This window comes from Stenomitos frigidus ULC18, from assembly GCF_003003795.1.
Taxonomy (GTDB): Bacteria; Cyanobacteriota; Cyanobacteriia; order Leptolyngbyales; family Leptolyngbyaceae; genus Stenomitos; species Stenomitos frigidus_A.
The window spans coordinates 120,122-139,208 of the sequence record NZ_PVWK01000099.1; the positions used below are offsets into that span (position 1 = coordinate 120,122).

At 52.5% G+C, this 19,087-nt stretch carries 20 protein-coding genes; 11 read left to right on the forward strand and 9 right to left on the reverse strand.

Going from position 1 to position 19,087, the window contains the following annotated elements; genetic code table 11:
* The first annotated feature begins 90 nt into the window (after positions 1 to 90).
* On the forward strand, positions 91 to 915 hold the full coding sequence (locus tag C7B82_RS18730) for a tetratricopeptide repeat protein (protein ID WP_106257784.1): 825 nt from the start codon (positions 91 to 93) through the stop codon (positions 913 to 915).
* 18 nt (positions 916 to 933) lie between these two features.
* Here the strand turns inward: C7B82_RS18730 and C7B82_RS32480 are convergent, their stop codons facing one another.
* Entirely contained in the window at positions 934 to 1,107 is a 174-nt protein-coding gene (locus C7B82_RS32480; protein ID WP_181357560.1) for a hypothetical protein, read from the reverse strand.
* A gap of 156 nt (positions 1,108 to 1,263) precedes the next feature.
* Here C7B82_RS32480 and C7B82_RS18735 point away from each other — a divergent pair, with 156 nt between their 5' ends.
* From C7B82_RS18735 to C7B82_RS18745, 3 genes are all read left to right on the forward strand, one after another.
* Positions 1,264 to 2,664 carry an efflux RND transporter periplasmic adaptor subunit gene (locus C7B82_RS18735; RefSeq protein ID WP_106257785.1) on the forward strand — a complete coding sequence of 467 codons (1,401 nt, stop codon included), beginning with the start codon at positions 1,264 to 1,266 and terminating at the stop codon, positions 2,662 to 2,664.
* 9 nt (positions 2,665 to 2,673) lie between these two features.
* The gene (locus C7B82_RS18740; protein ID WP_106257786.1) at positions 2,674 to 3,942 is read left to right on the forward strand and encodes an ABC transporter permease; all 1,269 of its coding nucleotides are present in this window, start codon (positions 2,674 to 2,676) and stop codon (positions 3,940 to 3,942) included.
* 87 nt (positions 3,943 to 4,029) lie between these two features.
* Entirely contained in the window at positions 4,030 to 4,701 is a 672-nt protein-coding gene (locus tag C7B82_RS18745; RefSeq protein WP_281259010.1) for an ABC transporter ATP-binding protein, read from the forward strand.
* Positions 4,702 to 4,777: 76 nt separating this feature from the next.
* On the opposite strand, the gene C7B82_RS18750 is transcribed toward C7B82_RS18745, so the two are convergent.
* From C7B82_RS18750 to C7B82_RS18785, 8 genes are all read right to left on the reverse strand, one after another.
* A complete protein-coding gene (locus C7B82_RS18750; protein WP_106257787.1) occupies positions 4,778 to 5,665 on the reverse strand; it encodes a TlyA family RNA methyltransferase in 888 nt (295 codons plus the stop codon).
* A 47-nt stretch (positions 5,666 to 5,712) separates the two neighbouring features.
* Complete coding sequence (mazG, locus tag C7B82_RS18755; RefSeq protein ID WP_106257788.1) at positions 5,713 to 6,564, reverse strand: nucleoside triphosphate pyrophosphohydrolase; 852 nt, start codon at positions 6,562 to 6,564, stop codon at positions 5,713 to 5,715.
* Positions 6,565 to 6,725: 161 nt separating this feature from the next.
* A complete protein-coding gene (locus C7B82_RS18760; RefSeq protein WP_106257789.1) occupies positions 6,726 to 7,439 on the reverse strand; it encodes a metal-binding protein in 714 nt (237 codons plus the stop codon).
* A gap of 283 nt (positions 7,440 to 7,722) precedes the next feature.
* Positions 7,723 to 8,403, reverse strand: coding sequence for a hypothetical protein (locus C7B82_RS18765; RefSeq protein ID WP_106257790.1), 681 nt, complete (start codon positions 8,401 to 8,403; stop codon positions 7,723 to 7,725).
* Positions 8,404 to 8,640: 237 nt separating this feature from the next.
* Positions 8,641 to 9,114 (reverse strand): hypothetical protein, encoded by a 474-nt coding sequence (locus C7B82_RS18770; protein WP_106257791.1) that lies wholly within the window; start codon positions 9,112 to 9,114, stop codon positions 8,641 to 8,643.
* 59 nt (positions 9,115 to 9,173) lie between these two features.
* Complete coding sequence (locus C7B82_RS18775; RefSeq protein WP_106257792.1) at positions 9,174 to 9,704, reverse strand: NUDIX hydrolase; 531 nt, start codon at positions 9,702 to 9,704, stop codon at positions 9,174 to 9,176.
* Positions 9,705 to 9,764: 60 nt separating this feature from the next.
* Positions 9,765 to 10,172 (reverse strand): DUF1257 domain-containing protein, encoded by a 408-nt coding sequence (locus C7B82_RS18780; protein WP_106257793.1) that lies wholly within the window; start codon positions 10,170 to 10,172, stop codon positions 9,765 to 9,767.
* A gap of 109 nt (positions 10,173 to 10,281) precedes the next feature.
* Positions 10,282 to 11,919 (reverse strand): AAA family ATPase, encoded by a 1,638-nt coding sequence (locus C7B82_RS18785; RefSeq protein ID WP_106257794.1) that lies wholly within the window; start codon positions 11,917 to 11,919, stop codon positions 10,282 to 10,284.
* Between the two features lie 260 nt (positions 11,920 to 12,179).
* Between C7B82_RS18785 and cofH the strand changes: the two genes are divergently transcribed.
* The 7 genes from cofH (at position 12,180) to tilS (ending at position 18,705) form a co-directional block, all read left to right on the forward strand.
* Positions 12,180 to 13,325 carry a 7,8-didemethyl-8-hydroxy-5-deazariboflavin synthase subunit CofH gene (gene cofH, locus C7B82_RS18790; protein ID WP_106257795.1) on the forward strand — a complete coding sequence of 382 codons (1,146 nt, stop codon included), beginning with the start codon at positions 12,180 to 12,182 and terminating at the stop codon, positions 13,323 to 13,325.
* Positions 13,326 to 13,569: 244 nt separating this feature from the next.
* Positions 13,570 to 15,333, forward strand: a complete 1,764-nt coding sequence (locus tag C7B82_RS18795) for a DUF3352 domain-containing protein (protein ID WP_106257796.1) — start codon at positions 13,570 to 13,572, stop codon at positions 15,331 to 15,333.
* Positions 15,334 to 15,543: 210 nt separating this feature from the next.
* Complete coding sequence (ccsB, locus tag C7B82_RS18800) at positions 15,544 to 16,560, forward strand: c-type cytochrome biogenesis protein CcsB (protein WP_106257797.1); 1,017 nt, start codon at positions 15,544 to 15,546, stop codon at positions 16,558 to 16,560.
* The gene (locus C7B82_RS18805; RefSeq protein ID WP_106257798.1) at positions 16,560 to 16,925 is read left to right on the forward strand and encodes a KGK domain-containing protein; all 366 of its coding nucleotides are present in this window, start codon (positions 16,560 to 16,562) and stop codon (positions 16,923 to 16,925) included. The genes ccsB and C7B82_RS18805 overlap by 1 nt, the downstream gene beginning before the upstream one ends.
* A 53-nt stretch (positions 16,926 to 16,978) precedes the next feature.
* Positions 16,979 to 17,278 (forward strand): DUF6972 family protein, encoded by a 300-nt coding sequence (locus C7B82_RS18810; RefSeq protein ID WP_106257799.1) that lies wholly within the window; start codon positions 16,979 to 16,981, stop codon positions 17,276 to 17,278.
* Positions 17,265 to 17,534 carry a hypothetical protein gene (locus C7B82_RS18815; RefSeq protein WP_106257800.1) on the forward strand — a complete coding sequence of 90 codons (270 nt, stop codon included), beginning with the start codon at positions 17,265 to 17,267 and terminating at the stop codon, positions 17,532 to 17,534. The genes C7B82_RS18810 and C7B82_RS18815 overlap by 14 nt, the downstream gene beginning before the upstream one ends.
* A 160-nt stretch (positions 17,535 to 17,694) precedes the next feature.
* Positions 17,695 to 18,705 (forward strand): tRNA lysidine(34) synthetase TilS, encoded by a 1,011-nt coding sequence (gene tilS, locus C7B82_RS18820; RefSeq protein WP_106257801.1) that lies wholly within the window; start codon positions 17,695 to 17,697, stop codon positions 18,703 to 18,705.
* Positions 18,706 to 19,087: the final 382 nt, after the last annotated feature.

Genomic DNA, 19,087 nt, shown 5'->3' on the forward strand with positions numbered 1-19,087 from the left:
GATCATTTTTTGAGGATGATTTACAAACGTGTTTCTCTACTACCGATCGTGGGCATATTGAGCACAGGAAACCATTGAGATACTGAACCTATGAGCCACGTTCAGGATGTGGAAGCTGCCTTCTTTTTCCAGAAAGGGCTGTATCTGAATAAACAGAAAGACTTTAGTGCTGCTGTTGCCAGCTACGATTGCACATTGCAGCTTCAGCCCGACTACCCCGATGCCTGGTATAACCGTGGCAACGCCTTGTACCATCTGGAACGCTATCAAGCCGCGATCAACAGCTATGATCAGGCACTTGCTTATGAGCCGGGTTTCCCAGAAGCCTGGAATAATCGAGGTAGCGCTCTAGACGACTTGCAGCGCTATGAAGAGGCCGTTGCTAGCTATGACCGAGCCATCAAATTCAGACCCAGCTATTACTGGGCCTGGTATAACCGTGGCATCTCTTTGCGTAACTTAGAGCGGTATGACGATGCTGTGCTGAGCTACGACCGCGCGATCGAATTCAAGCCCGATTACTACTGGGCCTGGTATAACCGCGCACTCGCGTTACGTAAGCTCGATCGCATCGACAAAGTTGTTGCCAGCTACGACAAAGCGCTGGAATTTAGACCCGACTTTGAAGAAGCGTGGACCAATCGAGGCAATGCCCTCTACCATTTGGGTTTTTTAGAAGCCGCGATTAGCAGCTACGACAAAGCCCTGCAGCTCCGGCCCAACAGCCCACATACCCTCTACAACAAAGCCTGCTGTTATGCCCTCCAGGGAAATTTCGATTTAGCCTTTGAAAACTTGCAGCTAGCGGTAAAGCTAAGCCCAGACGAGTATCGTGAGATTGCTAGAACAAACTCAGACTTTGACGCTCTGCGCCAGGACAAGCGCTTTTCAGCCTTGCTCAATGGGCGAGTCTAACCCACCGTTGAAGCGCTTTTAGACGACCATCAATGAGAAGCATCGCTTTTGCTTCGTTTGAGTGTGGTCGTGATCGTCTTTGATCACGATCACATTCTGTTGGGTTCCCACTTCACTTTTCTTGTGAAGACTGCCCTGGGCATACTTTTGTAGGATGTCGATTCTGCGCGACAGTACTAATGTGTGATTCATCACCCGGAGTAGAGTGCCTGGTTGAACCTCCGTTTCAGTAATAGAGTCTAAGAGAGAAGACTTGATTCCTGAACAACCAGCATTTTACGTGTCAAGATGCGGTTTGGCGTCATCGATTGGAGTGGCAAGCACAATAGGTAGACGGAGCGCAAATCTGTGAAAGACCTGGTCAAACGTGGGATACCAAAGTGGGCGGTGGGGCTACTGGTTGCGGCTCTGATTTTGGGCGGCGGGTATGTTGCTTATAGCCAGATTACAACCGCACAGCGGCGGGAATTGAGGCGGCAGATTCAAACGGCTACGGTAGAGCGCCAAAGTTTGCCAGTTACCATTTCGGCCAATGGCTCTGTGCTACCGGAGCGATCGGCGAATGTGAGCCCCAAATCATCTGGCATTTTGAAGCAACTGCTGGTGAAAGAGGGCGATCGGGTTCAAGAAGGGCAAATCCTGGCGTATATGGATGATTCCAACTTGAAAGGGCAGTATACACAGGCGCAGGGGCAACTCGCACAAGCACAGGCAAACCTTGACAAGATCATTGCTGGAAATCGCCCTCAAGATATTGCTCAGGCAGCCGCACAGGTAGCCAATGACAAAGCGGCTTTAGCCTCTGCCGAATCAACGTTTCAGCAAAACCAACAGTTGTTTAAGGCTGGGGCACTGGCGCAGCGAGACCTGATTACCTCTCGTGCAGCTCGCGATCAATCAGCAGCACAAGTACGGAAATCGCAGCAGGCTCTAGATCTGCAAAAGGTCGGCAGCCGACCAGAAGACATTGCGACCGCACGCGCTCAGGTTGTCACGGCACAGGGTGCATTGCAGACCATTCAAGCAGATATTAACGATACGGTGATTCGGGCGCCCTTTAGTGGTCTTGTGACAAAAAAATTTGCTGATCCAGGAGCCTTTGTTACACCATCAACGGCAGGCAGTTCGGCGTCTTCGGCATCAGCATCGATTCTCGCCTTGGCATCGACGAATCAAATTGATGCCTATGTGGCTGAGGCAAACATTGCCCAGATTAAGCTTGGTCAGCCAGTCAAAATCAAGGCAGATGCATTTCCTGGTAAAACGTTTGACGGGAAGGTGGTGCAGGTTGCGGCACAGTCAACCGTAACGCAGAACGTCACGAGCTTTGAAGTTAAAACGTCTGTTTCCGATCCCCAGAATTTGCTGCGTTCCGGTATGAGCACCCATGTGGATTTCAACGTTGGTACGTTGAACAACGTGCTGGTGATCCCCACTGTGGCGATCGTCCGTCAGGATGGGGTCAGCGGCGTCCAGGTCATGGGTAAGCAGAATGGTGAACAGGGTGGCCGGCGACCGGAATTTCGACCCATTACGACGAGTGTCTCCACAGACGACGGCAAAACTGTAGTGCTCTCTGGAGTGACCGAAGGAGAGCGCGTGTTGACTAGCTTCCCGCAGGGCGATCGTCCCCAATCACGCACACCCTCCTTCCTGCCGGGTATGGGCGGCGGCGGCCGTGGCGGCAGCGGTGGCGGTGCTGCTGGCGGTAGCGGTGGTGCAAGTGGTGGTGGCGCACGTCAACGTTAGGAGGATTTTATGGCACAGCTTACTCGCATTCATCCCACTAGCGTTTCGCTGCTAGAAGTGCTCAGCATGTCTGTAGAGGCGCTTTGGAGTAATCGGCTCCGCACGGGGCTGACTATGCTAGGCGTGATTATTGGTATTGCGTCAGTTATCACCGTCACGTCAGTGGGGCAGGGCGTGCAAAAAGCAACCGAACAGCAAATTCAAGCGTTGGGAACCAACGTTATTTTGGTTCTAACAGGGGTGGCGCGCACGGGCGGCGGTATTAGCCAGGGGGCTGGGACGGCTTCAACCGTGACCTGGGAAGATGCTCAGGCGATCGCCAAGCAGGCTCCCGCCGCTCAAGGTGTGACTGCGTACTTGCAGCGTGGCGTGCAGGTTGTCTACCAGGGCGAAAATAACTCGACCTCCCTGTTGGGCACCGATTTGAACTATCCCAATGTGAAGAATATCCATCCCAAAGAAGGGCAATTTTTTAGCCAGGACGATCTGAATGCTGCTAGACCTGTGGCGGTGCTGGGTAGCACGGTACGGAACGAACTCTTTGGCGAAAACGGTACGGCCATTGGTGCCCAGATCCGCGTGCAGAGTGAACTTTACAACGTGATTGGGGTGATGGAGTCGAAAGGGTCGGTGGGGGGGCAAGACCAGGACGATCGCATCTACGTCCCTCTAACGAATATGTCTGCTCGCATCGTTGGGAACAACTCGCTCAATGGTGTCGCTATCAGCGGTTTTTGGGTACAGGCAAAAGACGCGGCAGGGCTCGATGCCGCACAGTTTCAGGTAACGAATCTACTGCGCATTCGGCACAATATTTACCCACCACAGCAAGATGACTTTCGCATTACCAACCAGGCGGATATTATCAGTGCCTTCAGTAATATCGTGGGGCTGTTTACCGTGATGGTGAGCGCGATCGCAGGCATTTCGCTCGTCGTTGGCGGCATTGGTATTGCGAATATCATGCTCGTTTCTGTGGTAGAACGCACACGAGAAATTGGTGTTCGCAAAGCGGTAGGCGCGACCAACAGTGCAGTCCTAAGTCAATTTTTGACCGAAGCCGTGATGGTCTCGATCGCCGGTGGTGCGCTTGGAATCGGTTTAGGCGTTGGGATTGCCTTTGGTGCAGCAACGCTCTTTTCCTTCCCGTTTGTCATCTCCGTCTGGTCGATCGTCGCAGGCTTTGGACTGTCATTTGTTATTGGACTTGTCGCGGGCGTAATCCCCGCCCGTAATGCCGCACAACTTGATCCGATCACGGCGCTAAGAAGTGAGTAGAAGCTGCTAGGAGCCAGTAGCAGTAGTCAGTGGTCAAAGTTAGCTTGGAACTCAAAACTCAAAACTCAAAACTTAGAACTCCTCCCTATGGCAACCATGATCTGGATGGAAAATATCACCAAAACCTACCGATTGGGTGATATCGACGTGCCTGTACTCAAGGGCATTGATTTAGCGATCGAAGAAGGGGAATATGTCGCCATCATGGGTGTATCTGGGTCGGGAAAATCAACGCTGATGAACATCATCGGGTGCCTCGATCGTCCCAGCGGCGGGCACTACATTCTGGAAGGCAGAAACCTGACAACGCTGAACAATGATGAACTGGCGTTTATTCGCAACCAGCGGATTGGGTTTGTGTTTCAACAGTTCAATTTGCTACCGCGATCGACCGCTCTTGATAATGTGATGCTACCGATGGTCTATGCCAGCGTCTCGAAGCCCCAACGTCAAAAGCGGGCGATGGAAGCGTTGACCAGAGTGGGTCTGGCAGAGCGTTTGTCTAACCGTCCGAATCAACTGTCGGGTGGACAACAGCAGAGAGTCGCGATCGCCCGTGCGTTAGTCAACCGCCCCGCGCTGGTATTAGCAGACGAGCCGACCGGAGCGCTTGACAGTAAAACCTCACAGGAAGTGATGGATTTAATGACTGATTTGAATCGTCAGGGGATCACGATCGTCATTGTTACCCACGAGCCAGACGTTGCCGAGCAAACAAACCGCATCATTCACGTGAAAGATGGACTGATTGTGGACTGAAGAAGGGGAGTAGGGAATTCATATTTTGTAGGGACGTTACAGGTAACGTCCCTACAAAATGCCGCAACCGTAGCGTTCAACGGGTTAACGTCTGCTGTGCGCTCAGGGTTAGTTGTTTCAGCGTGTGCAAATCTGGCGCAACAATTGGTTCTTGCGGTTCTTGGGAGGCGATCGCCGTTGCTTGATCAAGTCTCACCACGCCTTCAGATTGTTCTAATGAAGGCTCGAAATCTTTCAACCACAGCAGATATTCAATGTTGCCAGCGGGACCCAGCAATGGCGACCAGGTGACACCATGGTAGTGCCAGCCCAACGCTTCCGCAGCCTGCAAAACCTGCAAGATTGCCATTGCCTGATCTTGGGGATCGCGCACAACACCCTTTTTGCCCACCAGCGATCGTCCTACTTCAAATTGGGGCTTGACCAACAGCACAACTTCGCGCGGCGATTGGAGGAGTTGCCATAACGCAGAGACTACTTTTGTGAGTGAGATAAACGAGACATCGACCACGCCTAAATCTGCTAGGCGATCGCTTCCATACAAATCTGTGGGGGCTAGATGCCGGAGATTGGTGCGTTCTCGCAAGGTGACTCGTGGGTCTTGTCGCACACTCCAGGCAACCTGTCCGTAGCCAACATCAACGCCGTAAACGTGCTGTGCGCCTGCCTGCAACAAACAATCTGTAAAGCCACCTGTTGAAATGCCCCCATCCAAACAAAGGCGATCGGCTACTGGAATGGCGAAGTGAGCGATCGCCTTTGCCAGTTTTTCACCACCTCTAGAGACATAGGGCGATCGTTGCTTGACCTGAATTTTCGCTAACAGATCAATCTCTGTCCCTGGCTTGTCAACTACCTGCTGATTCACCATCACCTCTCCAGCCCGAATCAACCGTTGCGCCTTCTGTCGTGTATCGCAAAGGGCACGTTCAACAAGCAAAAGATCGAGGCGCTGTTTGGGCATGGGGGAAGAGGTGAGGGATGAAGGCTAAAGAATGAATCTTGCATTGCTCAATCTGCTTCCCCTGCCTCCCCTCTCAACCGCGCCTTTGCTTGCTGCCAGAGTTTTTCTAGCTGCTCCAGGCTGTAATCGGAAAGGGGACGATCGGCAACGGCTTCCATTTGTTCCAGGCGTTGAATGAAGCGTTGGTTGGTGCCTTGTAACGCGGCGCTGGGGTCTAAATCATACCAGCGGGCAAGGTTGATAACGGTGAAGAGGAGATCGCCCAATTCGGCTTCCTGATGAGCTTTGTCGGTTTCGGCGATTGCCTCCTTAAATTCGGCCAGTTCTTCTTGAAACTTTGCCCAAACGCCGTCGATCGCCTCCCACTCAAAACCAGCCTCAGCCGCTTTGCGAGAAATTTTCATGCCTGCCATCAAGGGAGGGAGCGAGCGCGTGTAGCGACTCAGCTTTTTGCTCAGGGGTGGTGCGATTGTGGGATCTTCACCTTTTTCGATCGCCTTAATTTGTTCCCAATTGCGATGCACATCGTCCACCGTCTCGACGTTCACATCTCCAAACACATGCGGATGGCGGCGGATCAGCTTCTCACTGATACCTTGAGCAACGTCTGTCAGATTGAACTGCTTGGCTTCGCTGGCAATCTGAGCTTGCAGCACAACTTGTAAGAGGAGATCGCCCAGTTCTTCGCAAATCGCCTTGGTATCACCGCTTTGAATTGCATCAACCGTCTCGTAAGCCTCTTCAATCACATAAGGAGTCAAGCTTTCAGGTGTTTGAGCTAAGTCCCAGGGACAACCATCAGTGGGCGATCGCAATTGTGCAACAACTGCAACTAACTGCTGCACCGCTTCCAACATGGCAGTCTGTAACAGCTCAGGTGATCGCTCGGAATTAGACATGCAACACTCAGGGATGATTGACCTTCTCTACTTTAGCGATCAGTGAGAGCGGATTAGTGATGGAAAATCGTGGGGAGACAGGGGCAAGAGGGCAGGAGGCAGGGGTCAAAGTTAATTCGTAACTCAAAACTCAAAACTCAAAACTCAAAATTCCCACCCTCTCATCTCCCAATCCCGTCATCTCTTCTGCGCCTAAAGGGTGGTAGCTGAGGTTCGCGGCGAGTTTGTGGTGGCGGCTCTAAGAATGAAGGTTTCATAGGGTCGTTGTTGGATGATGATGGCAATAGATCCGGTGGTAAGGAGGGCTGTTGGGCAGATTTGGCAGCTTTTTTTGAGCGTTGATTGAAGGCTCGTCGATAGGTTGATGTCATCCAGTCGCTGCAGGTGTGGCTGAGCGCACCCAGTTCAAGACCAATGGCGATCGCGATCGCTTCCGTTGAGTATTGTTGAGACGATTGCTCAAAAAACAGACGGCTACTGCTGAACCATTGCTGCGCTAACAACGACCAATCGTTGGTGATGCCAATTAGCTGGCAGGCGATCGCGCTTGCTAACCCACCCCCGATGCCAAAAATCCCCACCCAGATCAGTAAATAGGCAATGCGTACCACGGTTCCTGCAATGGGAGCGTGAGACCAAAAGGAGCGATGACGCATGCTCCGCCGATAGGGCAGCCAGATCCAACGCAGCCAACCCCATCGCTTGTAATGATAGGAATAAATATCTAAATCAGGGCCAAACATCAACCCGCTGAAAAGATAACCGCCAGCAATGCAGAGCGTCAGGCTGCTGCTCTGGGTGCGCGCGAAGGTCAACCCAGCGATGAGCGGCAGACTCCAAAGGGTAATACTGTCATGAGTCCGACCGGAAGGCATGATGGCAGCGCACAGACAATTCTTTCAGCATCGTAGCAGGTACAAATGCACTGGCTAAAGACTGGACGACAAATTTATAGTCGATTGCACTTCGGTGTTGTAGGTCATGGACTATAGCAGTCAGCGGTCAGCAGTGATAAAAAAGCTGCTAGCTGACCCATAAATATGCCGTTACTCTTTAAATGCTGAGGAACACAGATTATAAATAATGTCTCGCGTAAGAGCCTGGCATTGCCATGCCCTTACAGGATGCCAGATTTACAGATTATTTAATTTACGTTCCTTAGTAAGGTGGTTCAGCAGGCCCATCATAGCCACACATGCCCACACGCGGAGAATTGACCAGCGGCATGGGGTCGCCGTAATTGTCATGGGGATGATCTTTTGTGTGCTCGTCGCACAACGTCCCTTCTCTGTGCTCTTCAATCAGACATTCGATACACAGATGCGTTGCAGGCTTGCCGCATTCGATGCAGAGACACTCTGGCATGTTGTTTCGTGCCATCAGCGCGATCGGGTTAGTCGTCAGGGGTTTGCCTTCGCGTACATCCACACACTTCACGATCGTTTCTGACGATGTACCAAAATCATAAATATGCGTGAGTTCGCCCCCATGCTTAAACACATCGGTGAGTTTTCGCCGCATACCTACTTCCCGTGCAAAGCCCCCACCCAGAGAAAACTGGCTCATGTGTCCGCAACATTCCAACCAGATTGCCCGGAGATAGTCATCCAGATCGACCAAGGCTTTGGAGCCGCGCATTTCGAGATCGAGCCAGAATTCTCCCCTGTAAGCATCCTGGATGCGTAAGTGATAAATTGGTTCGCTATTGCCTTTTCTAGTCTCGGCAGTGGCGATTGCTTCCCGTCGCTGTGGACAGGTCACCAGATGTTTGGTCATTCCTGCTTTGGCAAGCTCTTTGCCGCAGTAAACGCATTTCCCTTTCGATTGCTTGCGAGCCACGATCGTGCTCCTTTAATTCATTCGCTTCAAGATCCATTCTCTCGCAATTACTGAGAGCATTAAACGATCAATCGAAACAAGTTTGGGTGGTTACGTAGGGCGATCGCCATTGACCTCAATCACTTGACGAATGGTTTACATCTTTAACTGTAAGAGCGTTTTAGTACCAGGATAAGTGAAGAATACGCTCCAAAAGCAGTTTCTTAGAGATGATTGTTTATGTTGTGGAGCATCGTCCTACTTTGATGGCGACGCCGGCAACGGCAAAGCCAGAAGCAAAATTGTGACCAAAAACGTAATTAAGTAAGGCAAGTTTGACCAGGATTGAAGCGTGGTAGGCATCCGGTCCAGGAATTTGGTTGATCCATCTGGCTTGAGAAAATTCCCTTTCACTTTCTCAATCCATGCGTCATCTTCACTGGTGATATAGCCGCTAATCATCCGAGTGAGTCGATTAAAGTTATCGCGAAACTTGCGTTCCAGATCCAGGTAGTAAAGGTCTAAAACACCAAATAAAGCAAACGCGATAAACGCTAGCAGAAATAAGTAACGATTGGTTGTAGTAAAGCCAAAGCCCACGATCGCCGCCCAAACCGCGATGCCAACTTTTTTCACTTCTAGTGAATTGTTTGCCATGCGCGCGATCGCATTCTGCAACATCTCACTTTGCTTGATCCAATAGTCCCGGTTTGCGTCTTTTGGGCTTGTCATAGAGTCTCATAGGGGTTGCGATTTGGTAATCACCACTTCACGAGCGAAGCCAATTTATTCTACTGGAAGAGTTGCGCTTGGAGCTTAAAGTAACCGATTTGGCAGGCGGCGTAGTCACAGTCCTTGAGGTAGTCAAAGGGATGCCATTCATTGCGCCCGATCGATTCCATGTAAGTACCATCCTGTGGCGCTATATCAGGCTCGATCGCAGTCACATCGGCATAGTAGAGGTAACAAATTTCATTCACCTGAGTACCGACGATGTACTGACCGAATGACTGTACTTGTACCCGATACCCCGCTTCTTCGTAGACCTCTCGCCTTGCAGCGGTTTCTGGCGATTCTCCCTCTTCCAATGCCCCCGTAATCGGACAGGGGAAGAGCTTAAACCTTCCGTCTACTTCCCGATTGTCAAGACAGAGATGCTGCTGCCGAATCAGAACCTCATACTGCTGTGGGTTCACACTGCTCTTTTTCAACAAAAAGACTGCAACCGAATTTTTGCCCTTGCGTTCCAGGTACTGAAAGCCTCTAGGGCTCTCCTTCACCGCGATCCACTTTGCTTGAAAGATGATCCGATCGGTCACCATTGCTTAAGTCTCATACGTTATGTGCACCGTGGCCTCATGTTGGCATGCTTTTTGATGACGTCATGTCCACCGTCCTACTACTACTCGAATGGTGCCATCTGCCAACACTTCCTCTTCTTCCACCGTAAAGCCTTGTGCTGGTGCCGTTGCCATGAGCGCATGATAGCCGTAGCGCTGCATCACTTGCTTGAGCCAGGTTTGGGAATATTTGCGGCGATCGTACTCCGAAATAATGGCCTCAAACGTGCCATCCTGCTGTCGTTGAAAGCCGATGTCGTTGCTAGCACCGCCCAGATACTTGCGCCGAATAATCACCTCTGCGGTTTGCGATCGCATGTCGCCCTGAAAGCCATAGAGATGCTGAGCCGTTTCATGCACTTCTACTTGCTTGAAGCCCACATCCGCCAGCGCTTTGACCAGCGCATCGGTATCTTTAATTTGAGTTTTGATGGCAGTGAAGTGGGACATGGGGGAAAGAGAAAGGATGAAGGCTAAAGGATGAAGGCAGGAGAGGCAAGGGGGGCAGAAGGAGGCAAGGGCTTGTTCAGAACTCAAAACGTATCCTTTATTCTTTCCCCTATCCTTTATCCTTTATACTTTCCCCTTCATTTCTCATGCCTCTTTGAATAGTAAGTCGCTTTAGTTCTTCGACCAACTGTGTGTCTCGTGAGGCTGTGCGTGCGCCTGCTTCGGCGGCCCATTGTTTGAGGTGTTCGATCTGGTCACGGGCGATCGCGGCGAGGGGAACGGTTTCTTCGATCGATCGTACTATGTCTTCGGTTGTAAAATCTTGCCGCTGACCACTACGCCCGCGACCAAAGGCCTGATGCATGGCATCGATCACGACCTGTTCAATTTCGGCACCGCTAAAGTTTTTTGCCTGTCGTGCCAGTAGTCCGCAGTCAAAGTCGCGCAGGCGGTTGGGACGCAGCCGTTGCAAATGCACTTTGAAGATGTCCTGCCGTTCTTGCTCAGTGGGCAAATTCAGGAAAAAGATTTCGTCGAAGCGCCCTTTTCGGAGCAGTTCAGCAGGGAGAATTTGCACATTATTGGCAGTCGCGACGATAAAGACAGGGCTGGTCTTCTCCTGCATCCAGGTGATGAGACTACCAAACACCCGACGACTGGTGCCCGAATCGCCATCTGAGCCACTGTTGATATTGCCAAAGGCTTTGTCGATTTCGTCAATCCACAGCACACAGGGCGCGATCGCTTCTGCAAGTTGGATCATCTGACGCACGCGACTTTCACTTTCACCAACAACACCGCCAAACAGCCGTCCCGTGTCCAGTCGGAGTAGAGGAAGTCGCCATTCGTGGGCGATCGTCTTTGCTGACAGCGATTTGCCTGTTCCCTGGATACCGACCAGTAGCACACCTTTGGGATTGCGAATGCCGTAGCGCCGCGCCTCTTCGGTAAACACATCCTGCCGCATCTGCACCCACTGCTTCAGATTCTCTAGCCCACCCACGCTTTTAAGCGACTCTCGCACCGTAAAGAATTCAAGAATGCCCGTCTGCCGAATCGCCTGCCGCTTTGCCTCCAGCACGCTATCAATATCAGCTTCTGTCACCTGCTCTCTGGCTGCCAGTGCCTTTGCCAACACGCGTTGAATGCGCATCCAGCTCAACCCCTGACAGGCCTTGACTAGCTGTTCGCGTGCCAGACCTGTGACCTTCAGCTTTTCCGGTACGATCAGTTGCGAAATCAGGTAGTCGATCGCCTGAGCATTGGGCAAGGGAAAGTCAATGACCGTGACGGCTTCGGCTAATTCAGCGGGCAGTTCAAGGGTGTGGCTAAGGAACACCACTGTTTTGCGGGTGCGCTTGAGGTCTTTCGCCAGGTTCTTCAGCTCTCGTACCACTGGAGCATTTCTGTCGCTGCTGGCGTTCTTCAAGATGGGGTGGAGATCGCACAGGACAAAGATGGCGTCTTCGTCGGTGGGTGCTTTGACAATGCGATCGAGCGCCGCCATGACACTACCTTTTGCCGCTCCGTTGTCACTCCAACCGCGCACCACATCCCACAGCAGGACGCTACGGTTTGGCTGCACTTTGGCTGCGACCTGCCGCAAGACGGCCTCAACGGGTTCTTCTTCCACCGCTACGATATAGAGCAACGGATACCGCGCCCGCAGCATCAAATCGAGTTCCTCAATCAGCTCCCGATGCGGAATGAAGGGCTTTTGGGTAGCTGAGTGGGCACGATCGGACATGGTTGATAAACGGCTAAGGATTCGTTAAAAATAACAGCGCTTGGATTAGCGGTCAGCGTCAGCCTACAGAAAACAGCTGACGGCTTGATCTTGCTTCCGCCTTACGATCTGCTGACCGCTGATAGCTGATAGCTGATAGCTGATAGCAAGAACCATAACGTTACGTCTCTGACTAGATAACGATCGTCCTTTCTCTAGTTTGCAGCCTCAAAGCTCAAATCCCTTGTCACAATGAGAACTGTAGTCGTTCGTCATGCCCTGTGCCTACTGAAACGGTTGAAGGTATTCTGGATCGCGCTCTGAACGGTCATGAGCTGTCGTGGGAGGACGGAGTGCGGTTGTTGAAGGCACGATCGCCGGACGCGATCGCGCAGATTCGCAGCACGGCAGACCAACTGCGACAGCAACAGTCCGGCGATGTTGTCACCTACATCATCAACCGCAATATCAACTTCACCAACATTTGCGAACAGCACTGTAGCTTCTGTGCCTTTCGGCGAGACGAAGGAGACGAAGGCGCTTATTGGCTGGAGCTAGAGCAACTGCTAGAAAAGGCAACCGATGCTGTCCAGCGCGGTGCCACCGAACTGTGTATGCAGGGCGGTTTGAATCCGAAGGCAACGCTAAACGGCTCCTCCTTAGCCTATTACTTACGCATCGTCACGACCCTCAAAGACGCGTTCCCCCAACTCCATCTGCACGCATTTTCGCCCCAGGAAGTGCAGTTCATCGCCAGAGAGGATGGTCTGAGTTACGCTACAGTGATTGCCGCGTTGCGAGATGCAGGCGTCAATTCACTGCCCGGAACCGCCGCAGAAGTACTGGATGACGACGTGCGACGGGTGCTATGTCCAGAGAAAATTGATACGGCAACCTGGCTAGAAATTGTTGGCTTGGCTCACCAGCAGGGCTTGCACACGACCAGCACGATGCTCTCTGGACACATCGAAACGCCAGAGCAGCAGATACGGCATTTGGACTTACTACGATCGCTCCAGCAGTCCTCTTTAGAAAAGGGCTATCCCGGCATCACAGAATTTATCCTGCTACCCTTCGTGGGACAGGAAGCGCCCAAACCGCTTCGTCGACGAGTTGGACGCGATCAGCCGGTTCTGGCGGATGCGTTGCTGTTAATGGCTGTTGCCCGCATTTTTCTAGGACGCTGGATCACCAACCACCAGCCCAGTTGGGTCAAATTAGGGCTGGCTGGCGCCACCGAAGCGCTGACCTGGGGCTGCAACGATATCGGTGGCACGCTGATGGAAGAGCACATCACCACAATGGCAGGTGCCCAGGGTGGTACGTGCATGGAGGTTGAAACGTTGGTGGGGGCGATCGCATCGCTCGATCGTCCTTATCGACAGCGGGATACTTTGTATGGAGTGGTTAGTTGTGAGAAAGGCTGAAGGCTGAAGGCTGAAGGCTAAAGGCTAAAGGATGAATTATTTGAACTGTCTTACACCTCACACCTCACTCCTCTCTTCCAACTCACCCCTCACTCCTCACCCCTCTCTTCCAACTCACCCCTCACTCCTCACCCCTCACCGCTCCCACAACTTTCACGTAATCTCCTCACCCGTTGCGCGTCAGGTTTGCTAAAGTGGCAGGGGCGTTGCTCGTGCTGTCTTAATTTAGGAAAGCCCTCTCCTTATGATCAAGAAAAAGAAGCCGTCCTTATTGCTCCCGATCGGTGCTGCTGTGCTATTGATTGGTGGGGGTGGCGCTGCCTATTGGGCACTCACTCAGGGGGGGTTGGTTGGCTCAGGAGCTTTGCCTGTTGGCGCGGAAGTGATCCCGCAGGATGCGCTGATGACGCTCTCGGTCTCGACTGACCCTATGCAATGGCAACAATTGCGCGAGTTTGGCACACCTCAGAGTCAGGCGGCGTTTGATAAGAATTTGGCGCAACTGCGCGATCGGCTCCTTACTGCGAATGGTTATGACTACGAGAAAGACATCCAGCCCTGGATTGGGAAGGAAGTGAGCATCGCTCTTTTGGCACCACCAGCTCCTGCCACTGCTCCCAATACCGCACCAGCGATCATGCCAAAGCCTGTGGCGATCGTGGTCATGCCCATTCAAAATCCGCTACAGGCAAAGCAACTGCTCGAAAAGCCTCGATCGCAGGCGGCAGGAAAGCTAGTAGACCGTAGCTACAAAGGCTTCCAGATTAAAGAGACGCAGGGCAAAGCCGAGAATTTTTCGGTCACCGTGTTTGATGGCAAATTGCTGGTGGTGGCGACTGATCCAAAGGCGATGGATCGGGCGATCGATACCTATAAAGGAGAGCAGGGGCAAAGTGCGCTGAAAGCAACACCTGGCTTTACTAAAGCGTTAGGGAAGATTCAAACGGCACAGTCGTTCGGTCAGCTCTACCTCAACTTTCCAGCGGCAACGGCCTTTACGCTAGCCAATTCTGGCAAGGCGGCAGCCCCTAATGCCGCCCAATTGTCCCAGACGCAAGGTGTGGCTGCAACATTAAGCCTGCAGCCTGAAGGTGTGCGGTTTAAGGGCATTACCTGGTATAAGCCCGACAGCCAGAAAACGTATCAAGTGGAGAACCGGGCGAAAACAATGCCTGGTCGACTACCCGCAGACACGTTGCTGATGGCTTCAGGTGGTAACTTACAGCAATTTTGGCAAAATTACAGTCAAGGCGCAACGGCAATTAACCTCGCCCTGCCGCCAGTGCCGCCCGATTGGCTGCAAAACGCGCTGAAGTCAACCGTCAATATGGATTTAGACAAGGACTTCCTCACGTGGATGAACGGTGAATTTTCGTTGGCGATGGTGGGCGTACCGGAAGGGAGCCCGTCTGGTTTGCCGTTTAACCTGCTGTTTATGGTGCAGTCGAGTGATCGTCGTGCCACTGAGGCAACGTTGAAGCAGCTCGATCAGGTGATGGCAGAAAAGTATAAGTTCAAGGTGGAAGAGTCAAAAGCAGGCGATCAACCCGTGACAAACTGGTCGTTGCCCGCGATCGGATTTTCGGTAACGCATGGTTGGCTGAACGATAATGTAACGTTTATTGCGCTAGGTTCGCCGAGCGTTCCTGTTGTGAACCAAATTGTGCCCAAGCCTTCTGCGTCCCTGGCAGATAGCCAAGCGTTCAAAGCCAGCGTACCGTCTGACCCCAACCCCAACAACGGCAATTTCTTCGCCAACTTAGAGCTTTACAAGACGAAGAAACTACCGCTACCGCAACTGCCGTTGGGCAATCAGAATTTGATTGATGCAGTTCGCTCGATCGGCGTGACCGCTGCTATTAGTGACGATCGCAGCACCCGCTATGACGTCTCCCTCCTCCTGCAAAAAGCAGGTAAACCGGCACCGCTCCCCAGTCCGACAACCCCGTCGAACACAGCGCCTTCAGGCAACCCAGCGTTAGAAATTCCTACGGCTCCGTCTCCTTGAGTAGGGAGTAGGGAGTAGGGGAAGTAATGCAAAACTCAAAACTCAAAACTCAACTCAGTAGTCAGTGCTGATAGCTGACAGCCGATAGCTGCCTGCTCCAGCCCAAAGTTCAACTTCTCAGTAAAATTCAACACTTAATACTCATAACGATTCTCAAGAATCGTAGGATAGTCGTAGGGCATCGGTTCAAAGCCTGGAGAGGAGAACGGCATGGATTTAGTGAGACTGCAGAATATTTTTGATAACACGTCCTTCGCGATCCTGTTTGCGACCGTCCTGGTGTACTGGGTCGGTGCGGCGTTTCCCCGTGTACCGTATTTGTCCATGTTGGGTACAACGGGCATGGCGATCGCCAATCTTTGCATTGCTGCCTTGCTAGGAGCACGCTGGTTAGAGGCAGGCTACTTTCCTCTCAGTAACCTTTACGAGTCCCTATTTTTTCTGACCTGGGGCATTACGACGATCCACCTTGTAGCCGAGAACATGAGTGGTAGTCGCCTCGTGGGCGTGGTGACGGCTCCTGTAGCCATGAGCATTACAGCCTTCGCGGCTCTCACCCTGCCAACCGACATGCAAGCCTCTGCACCGCTCGTCCCAGCACTGAAGTCAAACTGGCTGATGATGCACGTGAGCGTGATGATGCTCAGCTACGCCACGCTGATGGTGGGGTCGCTGCTGGCGATCGCGTTTCTCGTCGTGACGTACGGTCAGAATATCGAGCTACGTGGCAGTTCGGTTGGCACAGGTGCGTACCGCGATCGCACCTATCAACTCCGACGCGATGGTGAATTAGTCGCACCTGCCACTCCGCTGACAACAACGAAATCTGAGTTGAACGGCTCCGTCACAGCAGTACTCAATGCTCCGCCTGCAACGGCAACGGCACTACCCCTATCACCCCAGCGCTTAAGTCTTGCCGATACGCTCGACAACATCAGCTACCGCATTATTGGGTTGGGCTTCCCGCTGCTGACGATCGGCATCATTGCTGGCGGCGTCTGGGCAAACGAGGCTTGGGGGTCTTACTGGAGTTGGGATCCAAAAGAAACCTGGGCACTCATTACGTGGCTGGTGTTTGCTGCCTACCTGCATTCCCGCATCACTAAAGGCTGGCAAGGTCGGCGTCCGGCAATCCTGGCAGCCGTTGGCTTTGTCGTCGTCTGGGTTTGCTACCTGGGTGTGAATTTGTTGGGTAAGGGACTTCATAGCTATGGGTGGTTTCTTTAATGGATAACCAATTTGAACCGCTGAATAACGATGAGGTGCTGTTCATCAACGTGGGTCGGGTGTTGATGATCAATCCCACCTTCAAAGTCGGCGAGTTTATTGATGCACTGGCGCAGGCGATTAGCGATCGCGAAAACGATTGGTCTGACGATAACGAAGGCTGGTTTGGCGAAGGCTTACCCTGTGAAGCACTCCGCTTTGGCACCCCAGGCTGGCAGCGCGGACGCGTCCGCATTCGTCTGGAGTTTGTTCCCGAAACCAATAAACCCAAAATGCTGGATGTGCCCCGCGAAAGACCACGCCGTCCTGAGAAACCCGATCCCAAAATCGACGACGTCTATGGCGATGTAGACGACGATTACTAGTAACGCATGCTGCCTTCATTGCCTTGCAGTGTGCACGATCGCCTAAGCCCCTTATGAGTGGAATCGATTGCGGAATCGTACTTGATCTTAAGCATCTTCCCAAGCACCTACCGAATACGCCGCAATCGCAGAGGCTCCTTTTACGAGGGCGATCGGCTCATGTTCTCCATGATGAGGAGACGATGCGGCGAGTGGCGCAAGCTATTATGGATAGAAGTGAATATACGGACACTGCCCGGAACTACGAGCGTTACGGCTTATTTTTCACTGAGGCGATCGGCTACCGAATTAGTCCTGATGGCTCCAGAACTCTACTGTTTTACGGTGAGGTGAAAATTGATGCAGACAACTGATACCACGTCATTCCTCGCACCCGGCCCAGTGAAGGTTAACTGGGAGTTTTTAGAAGCCTGGATTGATCCAATGCAATCCCCACCCTATCTGTTGCTCTTACTGGGTGACAGCACTAACGGTTGTTACGTCTTTGACCCTGCCGAGAGCTATGGGCTTGTGAAAGCATTCCAACGTTATGAAGACGCACAACTCTGGCTTTTGGAAGACGAGTACGAACCACTTAATGGACGGCTATCTAGCTCCGAGGTTCATTAAAACCTGGGAAGTGAGCGCGGCACGATCGCCGCACTGTTTACAGCCGTTGTTAGATCAATACACAGCCTAATCAATCTGGGTGTAGGGTGTGGAGGATGGTGAATGCAAATGAAAGCTGCTTACGGGTTGATCTGCGATGGGTGATTGAGCAAGGCGAGCCATGCAGAATACTCCGAATCATGACTGGACACCCTTGCACGCCCACTTGCATCGTACGCTGAAAGAAAGGCGTCTCTTAGAGCGAAGTCAACAGGTGCTAGTGGCGGTTTCGGGGGGACAAGATTCGCTTTGCTTGGTCAAGTTGTTGCTCGACCTACAACCTAAATGGGGCTGGCAACTGGCCATCGCCCACTGCAATCATCGCTGGCGTGCTGATGCCGATGCCAATGCCGAGCACGTGCAACAGCTCGCGCAAGGCTGGCAGCTTCCTTACTATCAGCAGACGGCTGAAGCTGTGACGACTAGTGAGGCCGCTGCGAGACAATGGCGCTATAAATCCTTGACGACGATCGCGCAACAGTATCGTTACACTTGTATTGTGACGGGACACACTGCGAGCGATCGGGCAGAAACCCTTCTCTACAACCTTATGCGTGGTAGCGGCGCGGATGGACTGCAAGCCCTCGTCTGGGAGCGTCCTCTCACACTAGACATCAAATTGGTGCGTCCACTGTTAGACGTTACTCGTGCTGAAACGAGGCAATTTTGTCAGACGGCTCAGTTGCAAATCTGGGACGACACCACTAATCACGACCTGACCTATGCCCGCAATCGCATTCGTCAAGAACTTTTGCCCTACTTGCAAACTCACTTTAATCCGCAGGCAGAAAACGCCTTGTCCCAAACGGCAGCACTCCTCCAGGCAGATGTAGAGTATCTGGAAGCGCAAGCGGCGGCTTTACTGGAGCAAGCTCAGCATGCCGATCGCCCAGGGCTGAATCGCACAATTCTCCAACAGTCTGCCCTCGCGCTGCAACGCCGTATCATGCGTCAATTTCTTCAGCAAGCCTTACCTTGTGCGCCCAACTTCGGCCATATTGAGAAACTGGTGAGCTTAATCACCGCACCAAACCGATCGCAAACCGATCCCTTTCCTGGAGGCACGATCGCCTACGTCGAAGACAACTGGATTTGGCTCAAACCTGCAAGTGGCGACGATCGAACCAACTAATTGCTCCAGTTGGTCAGTTCCCTTTTGTAGGGACGTTTCATGGAACGTCCCTTGTCGCTTCAGCGGTCGGTAACCGGTCGTTCCTAAGGGGCATCAAACACGGCTCTGTTGCTTGGGTGCCTGTATTTTTAAGAAGCGCGTGGCCATCCAGTTCGCCCCAGGTGCTTGACACCGTTTGGTAGCGTTTGGCGCCACGCGCATAGGCCCATGAGGCCAACTCGAAGGCTCGCTAGAGCGTGCGAGCGCGCCTGTGCAAGGACGCGTTGTCAAAGGGCCACCCAAAGCGACCGCCGCCGAAACGCTGCTTGGAGAAAAAACAGGGGTTGGTATTGATGTTTGTCCCGCCCGTTTGGATGTGTACCTGCTACCCCAAGGGCCAACC

Excerpts from the sequence above, each read along its gene's own strand:
- C7B82_RS18730 (WP_106257784.1), top strand. The coding sequence starts at position 91 with ATGAGCCACGTTCAGGATGTGGAAGCTGCCTTCTTTTTCCAGAAAGGG.
- C7B82_RS32480 (WP_181357560.1), bottom strand. The coding sequence starts at position 1,107 with ATGAATCACACATTAGTACTGTCGCGCAGAATCGACATCCTACAAAAG.
- C7B82_RS18740 (WP_106257786.1), top strand. The coding sequence starts at position 2,674 with ATGGCACAGCTTACTCGCATTCATCCCACTAGCGTTTCGCTGCTAGAA.
- C7B82_RS18745 (WP_281259010.1), top strand. The coding sequence starts at position 4,030 with ATGGCAACCATGATCTGGATGGAAAATATCACCAAAACCTACCGATTG.
- C7B82_RS18750 (WP_106257787.1), bottom strand. The coding sequence starts at position 5,665 with ATGCCCAAACAGCGCCTCGATCTTTTGCTTGTTGAACGTGCCCTTTGC.
- mazG (WP_106257788.1), bottom strand. The coding sequence starts at position 6,564 with ATGTCTAATTCCGAGCGATCACCTGAGCTGTTACAGACTGCCATGTTG.
- C7B82_RS18760 (WP_106257789.1), bottom strand. The coding sequence starts at position 7,439 with ATGCCTTCCGGTCGGACTCATGACAGTATTACCCTTTGGAGTCTGCCG.
- C7B82_RS18770 (WP_106257791.1), bottom strand. The coding sequence starts at position 9,114 with ATGACAAGCCCAAAAGACGCAAACCGGGACTATTGGATCAAGCAAAGT.
- C7B82_RS18775 (WP_106257792.1), bottom strand. The coding sequence starts at position 9,704 with ATGGTGACCGATCGGATCATCTTTCAAGCAAAGTGGATCGCGGTGAAG.
- C7B82_RS18780 (WP_106257793.1), bottom strand. The coding sequence starts at position 10,172 with ATGTCCCACTTCACTGCCATCAAAACTCAAATTAAAGATACCGATGCG.
- C7B82_RS18785 (WP_106257794.1), bottom strand. The coding sequence starts at position 11,919 with ATGTCCGATCGTGCCCACTCAGCTACCCAAAAGCCCTTCATTCCGCAT.
- C7B82_RS18795 (WP_106257796.1), top strand. The coding sequence starts at position 13,570 with ATGATCAAGAAAAAGAAGCCGTCCTTATTGCTCCCGATCGGTGCTGCT.
- ccsB (WP_106257797.1), top strand. The coding sequence starts at position 15,544 with ATGGATTTAGTGAGACTGCAGAATATTTTTGATAACACGTCCTTCGCG.
- C7B82_RS18805 (WP_106257798.1), top strand. The coding sequence starts at position 16,560 with ATGGATAACCAATTTGAACCGCTGAATAACGATGAGGTGCTGTTCATC.
- C7B82_RS18810 (WP_106257799.1), top strand. The coding sequence starts at position 16,979 with ATGAGTGGAATCGATTGCGGAATCGTACTTGATCTTAAGCATCTTCCC.
- C7B82_RS18815 (WP_106257800.1), top strand. The coding sequence starts at position 17,265 with ATGCAGACAACTGATACCACGTCATTCCTCGCACCCGGCCCAGTGAAG.
- tilS (WP_106257801.1), top strand. The coding sequence starts at position 17,695 with ATGCAGAATACTCCGAATCATGACTGGACACCCTTGCACGCCCACTTG.